General features: G+C 72.5%; 8 protein-coding genes and 3 pseudogenes. 4 read left to right on the top strand and 7 right to left on the bottom strand.

What is annotated here, in order from left to right; all coding sequences use genetic code 11:
- Both C1J01_RS42420 and C1J01_RS52795 read right to left on the bottom strand, forming a co-directional pair.
- Positions 1–1,850, bottom strand: a 1,850-nt coding sequence (locus C1J01_RS42420; protein WP_181449267.1) for a glycoside hydrolase family 97 protein, incomplete at its 3' end; no start/stop codon positions are given.
- Positions 1,851–2,048: 198 nt separating this feature from the next.
- Positions 2,049–3,007 (bottom strand): annotated as a pseudogene (locus C1J01_RS52795) (aldo/keto reductase).
- Between the two features lie 205 nt (positions 3,008–3,212).
- Between C1J01_RS52795 and C1J01_RS52790 the strand changes: the two are divergent.
- Both C1J01_RS52790 and C1J01_RS52785 read left to right on the top strand, forming a co-directional pair.
- Positions 3,213–3,440 (top strand): annotated as a pseudogene (locus C1J01_RS52790) (cupin domain-containing protein); the annotation flags it as partial.
- Between the two features lie 304 nt (positions 3,441–3,744).
- A pseudogene (locus tag C1J01_RS52785) lies at positions 3,745–3,855 on the top strand (hypothetical protein); the annotation flags it as partial.
- Here C1J01_RS52785 and C1J01_RS52780 read toward each other — a convergent pair.
- From C1J01_RS52780 to C1J01_RS42385, 5 genes are all read right to left on the bottom strand, one after another.
- Positions 3,819–4,904: a glycosyltransferase family 2 protein gene (locus C1J01_RS52780; RefSeq protein ID WP_111184689.1), complete on the bottom strand. Its 1,086-nt coding sequence runs from the start codon at positions 4,902–4,904 to the stop codon at positions 3,819–3,821. The pseudogene C1J01_RS52785 and the gene C1J01_RS52780 overlap by 37 nt on opposite strands.
- Positions 4,905–4,912: 8 nt before the next feature.
- Positions 4,913–5,920 carry an iron-containing redox enzyme family protein gene (locus C1J01_RS42400; RefSeq protein WP_111184688.1) on the bottom strand — a complete coding sequence of 336 codons (1,008 nt, stop codon included), beginning with the start codon at positions 5,918–5,920 and terminating at the stop codon, positions 4,913–4,915.
- On the bottom strand, positions 5,920–6,660 hold the full coding sequence (locus C1J01_RS42395; RefSeq protein WP_111184687.1) for a class I SAM-dependent DNA methyltransferase: 741 nt from the start codon (positions 6,658–6,660) through the stop codon (positions 5,920–5,922). The genes C1J01_RS42400 and C1J01_RS42395 overlap by 1 nt, the downstream gene beginning before the upstream one ends.
- Before the next feature lie 66 nt (positions 6,661–6,726).
- A complete protein-coding gene (locus tag C1J01_RS42390) occupies positions 6,727–7,086 on the bottom strand; it encodes a hypothetical protein (RefSeq protein WP_111184686.1) in 360 nt (119 codons plus the stop codon).
- A gap of 396 nt (positions 7,087–7,482) precedes the next feature.
- Positions 7,483–7,743, bottom strand: coding sequence for a TetR-like C-terminal domain-containing protein (locus C1J01_RS42385; RefSeq protein ID WP_220040383.1), 261 nt, complete (start codon positions 7,741–7,743; stop codon positions 7,483–7,485).
- Between C1J01_RS42385 and C1J01_RS42380 the strand changes: the two genes are divergently transcribed.
- Together C1J01_RS42380 and C1J01_RS42375 are read left to right on the top strand one after the other, a co-directional pair.
- Positions 7,742–8,560 (top strand): MFS transporter, encoded by an 819-nt coding sequence (locus C1J01_RS42380; protein ID WP_111184684.1) that lies wholly within the window; start codon positions 7,742–7,744, stop codon positions 8,558–8,560. The two genes, C1J01_RS42385 and C1J01_RS42380, sit on opposite strands and share 2 nt — an antisense overlap.
- A gap of 321 nt (positions 8,561–8,881) precedes the next feature.
- The gene (locus C1J01_RS42375; RefSeq protein WP_090764044.1) at positions 8,882–9,088 is read left to right on the top strand and encodes a cold-shock protein; all 207 of its coding nucleotides are present in this window, start codon (positions 8,882–8,884) and stop codon (positions 9,086–9,088) included.
- The last annotated feature ends 271 nt before the right edge of the window (positions 9,089–9,359 follow it).

Genomic DNA, 9,359 nt, shown 5'->3' with positions numbered 1-9,359 from the left:
GCCGTCGGGGCGGGCAGGTGCCGCCTGGGCGCGGCGCGGAAGAGCTCCACGCCCGCCGGCGCCACGATGGCGGCGAAACCGCCGTCGCGGGCCACGGCGACGTCGATGGCGTCCGCGGCGGTCACGACCGTCTCCGCGAGACCGGTCGGCGCGGCGCCGCCGTTCCGCGTTCCGCCGGTCGCGGGCATGGCGTCGGTGACGATCCACACCTGGGCGTCCGGGCCTACGCCGAGCCGGTCCAGCCGCACGTGGATCACGCGCGCGTCGCCGGTGGCGATCCCGCCCACGAACCACCGGTCGCCGGCGCGGCGGCCGATGACGGCGTGCGTGTCGGGGTCGCCCGCCAGAAGCACCGTCTCGTCCCACACCGGCGCCAGCTCCGCCAGGAACCGCGCCGCGAGCGGGCGTCGCGCGTAGGCGTCGACGTGGTCGGCGAAGTGGGTGATCCCGCATTCGAAGGCCACCGAGAGGCCCAGCTCGTGGCCGTCGCTGGTGGTACGGCCCGGGGCGCCGAACGCGACCGGCGTGGCGTCCATCGCCCCGACGATGTTGCGGGTGAACGGCTGGATGACGTTGTGCGACGCGGTCAGCGCCTGGTCCTCGAAGAAGACGTAGTACTCGGCGCCGCGGACCGCCTCGTACCCGATCACCTGAGGGAACGTGCGGGCCCAGCCGCGCGGGATGACGGAGCCGTGGAAGTTCACCATGAGGCCGAGCCGCGCGGATTCCGTCAGGATCGTGTCGTACCAGCGGTAGCGGTCCTTCGACTCCGATTCCATGAAGTCGACCTTGATCCCGGCGACCCCCCACGAACGCCACAGTGCCAGCTTGCGCAGGTCCTGCGGGCTGTTGAGATCGCGCCAGATGGTCCACAGGTGCACCTGGACGCCGCGGCGGCTCGCGTGGGCGACGATCTCCGGCACCCAGGTCTCCTCCCAGCCGCAGTCGATGAGCAGGTGCTCCCAGCCGAGGTCGGCCGCGACGTCGACGAAGTGGCGCTGCTCGGCGAGCTGCGCGCCCGAGTAGAAGCCGGACCACCACGACCAGGCCGCCCGCCCGGGCCGCACCCAGGCCGCGTCCGCCTGCTCGGGCGCGGCGGCGGGGGCCAGCTCCTCGACGAACAACGAGGACACGAGGTCGGCGAGGGTGCCGACGAGGAAGACCCGCCACGGCGTCACGACGCCGCGGGCCACCTCGACGGCCTCGTCGGCGACGGTGACGAGGAGCGTCCGGCCGCCGTCCGGCTCCGCCTCGCCGGCGACGACGTGCGCGCCCGCGAAGCGGCCGTCGATCCCGGACTCGGTGATCAGCAGGTGCGTCGTCGCGTCGAGGCGGGTGAGGAAGGGGAGTCCGTACGCGCCGCTCGCCAGGTCCGCGGTGTCCACGCCGAACCGGGGCGTCTCGTACCAGGTCTGGTAGTCGAGGACCCAGCTGCGTGACCCGGCGGGCAGCGTGACGGCGGTGCGTTCGCCGGTGACGCGGGTGGTGCCGTCCAGCGCGGGCAGGGCGTAGCGGATCGCCGCCCCGTCGCGTCCGACGCGCAGGATGACCTGCCATTCGACGCCGCCGGGCGCGCGGAAGGTGTGCACGCTCTCGTGGTGCTCGTAGTCGTGGTCGCCGGCGGACTTGCCGGAGCGCAGGGTGAACCGGTCGCGGACCGTGCGCTCCGAGACGTGCACGAGCTCCGCGCCCGGCCCCAGCACGGCGCCGTCGATCGAGAACCCGAGCGGGACCCGGTCGAGGACCACCGCGCCGTCGCGGGTCACGGTCAACCGCACGCCCTCGCCGGTGTCACTGATCCAGGCGTTCACCGCGCTCGCCGCCTCGCGGGGGCTTACCTCGTCGCTCAACACGTTCTCCATCGGACGCCCACCTTCGGTGCGGCACTGCACTAGACGAATACGCAGGGGTGAGGCAAAACTATGGAGCCCGCTGAACGCGGCCGGAATGGTGGAACCGTCGCATCGCCTGGACATTCCGACTGCGTCGGCTGCCCTCTCGCCCACGGGGTCACCGCGGGCGAGAGGCCGGGCAGGACACGACGGCGGTCAGGCCGGTCGCGGGAGGCGTTCGGGGTTGGGGAGCTGGATCCAGCCCGGGTACTCCGGTGGGAGGGCGCTGGCCTGGTCGAGGTCGGCGAGGTCCTGGCCGGTGAGTTCCAGGGTCACGGCGGCGAGGGAGTCCTTGAGCTGCTCCGGGCGTTTGGCGCCGACGATGGCGCTGGTGACGCCGGGCTGGGCGAGCACCCACGCGAGCGCGACCCGTGCCACCGGTGCCTCGTGGTGGGCCGCGACCTCGCGCAGGACGTCGATGACGTCGTACGCGCGCTCCATGTTCACCGGCGGCCAGTCGAACGCGGCGCGCCGGGCGCCGCTGTCGCGCGTGCCCTCGCGGCCGAACTTCCCCGTCAGCAGGCCGGCCGCCAGCGGGGCCCACACCAGCAGGCCGATCCGCTGGTCGGCGACGAGGGGGATGATCTCCCGCTCGATGTCGCGGGCCGCGAGCGAGTAGTGCGACTGCAGGGAGCAGAAGCGGGCCCAGCCGTGCCGCTCGGCGACGCCCAGCGCCTTCATGGTCTGCCACGCGGTCAGGTTCGACGCGCCGACGTAGCGGACCTTGCCCTGGCGTACGGCGTCGTCCAGGGCGGCCAGCGACTCCTCGAACGGGGTGAGGGGGTCGAGGTTGTGGATCTGGTAGAGGTCGACGTGGTCGGTACGGAGCCGGCGCAGGGCTCCAGCGAGCGCATGATGTGCAGGCGGGACTGGCCGACGTCGTTCGGTCCCGGCCCTGAGCGGGCGGTCATCTTGGTGGCCAGCAGGACCTCGCGCCGGCGGCGCCCGAGCACCTGGCCGAGCAGTTCCTCCGACTCGCCGCCCGCGTACACGTCGGCGGTGTCGATGAGGTTCACGCCGTTGTCCAGCGCCATGCCCACCATGCGGTCGGTCTCCTGCAGCCCCAGGGCGCCGACGGCGTCCCACACGGGCGAGCCGCTGCCGCCGAAGCTCATCGCGCCGAGCGCGACACGAGACACGAAGACCCCCGTATTCCCCAATGCCGCATATTTCATCATTTATCCCCTTTCATGCGGTCTCGTCCGGCACGCTACAAGCTGACACCTTGGACACTCCATGCGGAAAAGTCCGATTTACCTGCGAGATCGTCCGGAGTCGCCGTGAACCCGCTCTCCGACGTCCTGATCCAGCTCGACCTGCGTGCCGTGTTCGCCGGTCATCGTCGGCGGCAGCATCAGCCTGGACGACACGACGGCGACGCTGCTCGGCCGCCTGCCCGCGGCCGCGTGCATCCCGGCGGGCGGCGACCGGGCCAGGGCGCTGCGGCCGGTGCCGGCGATGCCGGCCGAGGAGACGGCCGATGAGCCGCCCGGATCGGTGGTGATGATCGACCACCTGACGAACGTCCTCTTCGTCCAGGCCCTGCGCGCTTACCTGGCCGGCCCCGAGAAGGTGGGCGGCCGGCTCGGCGCCCTGCACGACCCGCAGATCGGCGCGGCGCTCGCGCTGACGCACCGGCGGGCCACCCACCCGTGGAGCGTCGCCGCCCTGGCCGCCGCCTGGGGTACGCGTCGGAGACCGCGTTCAGCAACGCCTTCGAACGCGTCACCGGCCACTCACCGGCCCGCTACCGCACGACTCCCCCGCCCGCCCCGCAACCGCCGAAGGCCACGGCCGAGGGACGGCCCTGACCGGTTCGTTTCCGGCGAGCGTCAGCGGGCAGGCGCCCGGGATGGACGACGAGGTCATGGTGACGCCGTGCGAGGACGGGCCGCTGCTGGTCAGGGGGCCGTTCGAGCTGGTGACTCAGGACGGTGAGCGCATCGAGCGAGGGCGTTCGACGGTGGCGTTGTGCCGCTGCGGGGGCTCGTCCACCAAGCCGTTCTGCGACGGCTCGCACAAGGCGCTCGGGTTCCGCGCCCCGAGCGAGCCCGACCCGCCGCCCTGACGGCGGATGCGCCGTACGGAGTTCGCGGCCCGGCGCAGGCGGCGGCCCGCGTACGGGACGCCGCCCCGCAGCGCGGCGGCCACCGCGAGCCAGCCGCACACGCCGCGCTCCAGCACCCAGACCGGCGCGAACAGCACCGTGTCCCCCGGGAACACCCGGCGGCCTCCGGCCTTGCGCCGCCCCGCCTCCGCCAGCCCGACCACCAGCGCGGCCCCCACGACCAGCGGCGCGTACGAGCGCCGCAGCAGGCACGCGGCCACAGCGGGCAGCACCGACAGGGAGAACGCCAGCCGGGCCGGCTGGGCGAGGTCGTCGTAGGCCTGCCGCACCCGCTGCGACCAGAACCGCGACGCGTCCGGGGGCAGGCGGCGCACGTAGAGGCCGGGCGGGCGGGCCTCGACGCCGCCGTGCGCGCGGACGGTGCGGATCAGCTCCAGGTTCTCGAACAGCACGTCGCCGTCGTAGCCGCCCATCCGCTCGAAGAAGGACCGCCGGATGCCGAACGTGCCCGGGTAGTCGGCGCCGAGGGCGCGGTTGAGCAGCGTGCGGGCGGTGTCCCAGCGGGCGTGCCAGGGCATCGGGCTGAAGTGGTTCTGCGGCCGGACCAGGTCGGCGCGGCCGAGCAGCCGGTCGACGGCGGTGAGGGAGGCGGCGTCGTGGCGTACGTCGTCGTCGGCGATCACCACGTGCTCGGCGCGGGCCAGCCGCAGCCCGGTCCGCACCCCGGCGACCTTGCCGTTGGCGCACCGCAGGTCGCGGTCGGGGCGCACGTGGGTGACGAGGCCGCGCCACCGCCGCGCGTGCCGGGCGAAGAGCGCGGGGTCGCTGCCGTCCACCACGATGACCCGGGCCAGCGGGGACAACCGGCGCAGGTACGCGGTCAGCTCGTCCAGGCCGGCGTCGTCGTCCCAGCGCAGCGGCAGCACGTAGTCGACCCGATTCATGGCACGGTTCATGACGCGGCGGCGAGCGGCGCCTCCTCCAGCGAGGTCCGGCCCTGCCGCCAGCGGGACATGACGTGGCGGGCCCAGCGGCGTTCGACCTCCAGCGCGCAGGCGGCGCCGTAGAGGACGTCGCCGGCCAGCGACGGCTCCTGGGCGGCGAGGCGGGCGCACAGGTCGTGCGCGGCGATCTGCTCGTGCACGGCGTCGGCCTGCACGTGCTCGTCGAAGAACCGGGTGACGTCCGGTCCGCCGCCGAGGCGCCGCAGCCCGGCGCCGTAACGGCGGTTGGGCGCGGACGAGGTCATCTCCAGGGCGGCTAGGTGACCGGCCAGGGCGCCGCGCCAGGCGCGGTGCAGCCCGAACAGCGACATGACGTTGGAGACGGCCAGCGTGACGCCGGGGACCCGGTCGAGGTAGGCGCCGTAGGAGCCGTCCAGGCCGAGGCCGGTCATGGTGGCGCGGAACAGCTCGGCGTGCATGCGCTCGGCGCGGCCGCCGCCGTACTCGTCGGCCTGGATCTCGACCAGGGCCGCCTTGGGGCCGCCGTGCAGGCGCGGGATGGCCCACGTGTGCGGGTCGGCCTCCTTGAGGTGGTAGATCGACCGGTGCACGACGAACTCGCGGAACTGCTCCAGATCGGCCGCGCGCTGGAGGTGCTGCGAGAGCGGCGCCTCCCGCTCGGCCTCGGCGACGAGCCCGGCCAGCGCGGACCGTACGCCTTCCGGCGGCACGACCGGGGGCCGGGGCACGGCGCGGGCGAGCGCACCCTCGAAGCAGCGTTCGAGGTCGAGGCGGGTGGCCAGCAGCGCCGGCTGCCACTCCCAGCCGTCGTCCACGTCGTCGAAGCCGCGGTAGTGCAGCTCGTAGCAGGCGAAGAGGGCGAGCTGGAGGTCGCCGTCGTCCAGCGCCCGCTCGGGCGGGGGCGTCACGAGCGGCGGCTCCAGGTCGCCCGGCGGGCCGGTGAGCCGGTCGAACAGGGCGGCCGTGAGGGGACCGCGGGGGACGGGCAGCCGCATCAGGCACCTCCGGTGAGACGGTAGACGGAGACGTGGGCACGGCTGTCGTCGGTGAACGGCGTGCCGGCCCAGTCGGACCAGCGGTGTTCGCGTTCCATCCCGGCCAGCCGGGCCATCAGGTCGAGCTCGGCGGGCCAGGCGTAGCGGTGGTTGGCCGGCAGCAGCCGCAGCCCCTCACCGGTCATCCGCACCTTGGTCGTGTACATGAGCTGCTCGGCCGGTGACAGTCGGGCGGCCTCGGCCAGGACCACGTCCTCCGAGACCGACAGCAGGCGCAGGCTGGAGCCGTCGCGGAAGCCGGTCAGGTCGGGCACCCACGCCTCGATCACGAACCTGCCGCCGGGCTCCAGGTGCGCGGCCGCGTTGCGGAAGCAGCTCACCTGGGCGTCCTGCGACGGCAGGGCGAAGATCGTGTTGGTGGTGAGGACGACCAGGGCGAACCGTCCGTCGACCCGGGTGGTGGCGAAGTCGCCGATCGTCACGGGGATGCCGTCTCCCCCGGACTTGCGACGCAGGATCTCCACCATGTCGGGCGAACCGTCGATCCCCGCCACGTTCAGTCCCCGGCTCACCAGCGGCAGCGCCAGCCGTCCCGTCCCGATGCCGAACTCCAGCACCGGTCCTCCGTCCGCCAACTCGCAGAGCAACTCCACCGCCGCCTGTGTCGGCAGGTCGCGCACCGTCGCGTCGTAGATGTCGGCGATGCTCCTGCCGTAGGCGGCGACGTCGAACGACGTCACCGCACACCCCCTTCCCAGGTTCGCCGGTCACTGCCCCTGGAACGGGTGGCCAAACCGGGCCGTCCGTCAGGGGCGCGCGAACCCGTCCGATTCCTTCACCTGCTGGTCGGCGGGCGTCACAGGGGCCGGTTCGAGCCGTACGGGAGCGGCCGCCTCGACGCGGGCGTGCGCCCCGTGCGTCGCCTGCGCCCCGTGGGCGAGGCGCCGGGCCACGCGCCGCCCGGGATGGGCGCGCGGGATCGCGACGCGGTGGACGCGGTGGGCGGGCCTGCGGTGATGTCCGTGGGCCGCCTTGACGTCCGGAGCGGCGTCACCGGACTGGTCCCGGGAGCCGGACGAACGTGGCGGCGGGGGCAGCAGCGTCTCCTCCAGCAGCTGCATCAACATCAGGCCGATCAACGCCAAGAGCGGGATGGCCAGGGCCACGGCGAGGATGGGTGTTCACCTCCTGAGGTCGGCGCGCCGCGGACACGAGCCGGCGGGGGTCGGCCCGGGGCTCCATCGCGAGCGCACGCGACGGGTCGGCATCTGGTTCAGGTACGCCGTCCACTGCCCCGTTCGTGCCCATCTGGAGGAAATCTCATCGATTGTCCGATTGGGCAGGGTCATGATGTTCCACCTTCGTGGCAGCGGGAACGGCCGCCGCCGGTTCGGGGATTCGCGGTCGGTGAGCCCTCCATCGTGGGGACTACCTGCGCCTCTACCGCGGACAACCGCCCCTAAACCGGCCAAATCATCCCATCAGCGGCACGCGCTCGACCTCAGCTCCGGGAGGGCGGGCCGACGGGGCCGGCGGTCATCCTGCGATCAGCGAGGTCGAGGTCAGAGCAGACGGTCGACCAGCCCGTCGACGCAGTCGGGGGTGAGCGAGCCCGCGCCGGACAGGACGCGGATGTACATCGGGGCCAGGATGTGGTCGACCACTCCCAGCGCGTCGGGCGGGTGTTCGCCGCGATCGCGGGCGCGGTCGAGCACGACCTGGAACTGCCGGGCGCGTTCGGCGAGCAAGTGGTCGCGCTCCTGCAGACCCTGCCGGCTGCCGGACAGGGCGACGGCCAGGCGCAGCACCGCCAGGCCGTTCATGGTGCTGCTCGACAGCACGATCGTCGGTGCGGCGCTCCCCGACATGGAGCAGCGCTTGCACATCCGGCTGACCGGTCTGCAATGGATCGTCGACGCCTACGTCCTGCTGGTCGCCACGCTGTTGTTGTGCGGCGGGGTCTTCGCCGACCGTGTCGGCCGCAAGCGGGTGTTCCTGGCCGGCGTCGCCGTGTTCACCGCCGGGTCCGCGTTGTGCGCCGTCGCGCCCTCGATCGGCCGGCTCATCACCGGACGGGTGATCCAGGGCATCGGGGCCGCGGCCATGAGCCCCGCCTCGCCGGCCCTGCTCAGCGCCGCCCATCCCGTTCCGCGGGGACGCGTCAGGGCCATCGGGCTGTGGGCCGGACTCAGCGGCATCGGCCTGGCCGCCGGACCGCCGGCCGGGGGCATCCTGACACAGGCCTTCGGCTGGCCCGCCATCTTCCTCGTCAACGTGCCCATCGGGGTGATCCTGCTGTTGACCGCTCTGCGCGCCCTGGGCGAGTCCCGCAATCCGAGCGCCGCCATCCAGGCGGTCGGCCCACAGAAAGGGGGGCTCGCGTCGGGCATCAGCAGCACCACCCGGCAGATCGGCGCGGTGCTCGGAGTGGCGGTGCTCGGAGCCGTCGTCCGCACCCGGGAATCCGGCGGCGCGTCCGTCGAGGCCGGCCTCGACGGTGCCTTCATCGCGGCCGGCGCCGTCACCCTGGCCGGCGCCGTGTTCACCGGCCTGCGGCTGACGAGGTCCACGCCCGCGAACGTCGCCGCGCAGCAGCAGCCACAGCCCACCGACCCACCCGCGATCACGACACCGTGCTGACCCGCCCGGGCCGCGCCAGCTGGTGTACATATGACATTTTTGTGGGCAAAACCTGGACATCAGGAATAAAATCCCCGGCGACTAATGTCAGGGGCGGCCGACTCCGACACGCAGGTGCGGGGGAGATTTGCTCCGCGTCCCGCGCTTGTGGTAGCGTCGCAGGCGTTGCAGTTGTGGTACCCAGCAAAAAGACTTTGGCGCACCTGAACAACTTCAGGTGCGCTTTTTCTTTTTCCGGTCATCTCCGGGTGGGCTCATGCGGCGACAAGGGGTTTCGCAAGGTGCGTCACCCGTCTTCGGCACCTATCTGAGGAGATCAAGATGGCTACCGGAACCGTGAAGTGGTTCAACTCCGAAAAGGGCTTCGGCTTCATCGCGCAGGACAACGGCGGCGCCGACGTCTTCGCGCACTACTCCAACATCGTCTCCAACGGTGGTTACCGTGAGCTCTTCGAGGGCCAGAAGGTGGCCTTCGACGTGGTTCAGGGCCAGAAGGGCCCGCAGGCGGAGAACATCGTTCCCGCCTGACACGGCACACGCCACGCGCCGGGGCCCGCACCTTTCAGCAGGTGCGGGCCCCGGCCGCGTTTCCAACGCTTTTCCAGAAATTCCGGTTGGCCGGCAAAGTCTCCACATCCTCCCTAAAGCGTCTATATAGCGTTATAAGGCGAAATTTCGCCTTATAACGTGGCCCCGGCGACCTCACGGCTCTCCGCCGGACGGCGACCCCCGGCCCGGTCGCGTCCCGGCGGGCGTGGTTGAATCGGCTCGCCTGACCCCTTGAGCCCCGGCCCCGAGC

Origin of the sequence: Nonomuraea aridisoli, from assembly GCF_003236395.1 — a bacterium.
Taxonomy (GTDB): domain Bacteria; phylum Actinomycetota; class Actinomycetes; order Streptosporangiales; family Streptosporangiaceae; genus Nonomuraea; species Nonomuraea aridisoli.
The sequence above is the reverse complement of the archived record's forward strand: the minus strand, read 5'-3'. Positions and strand labels throughout refer to the sequence as shown.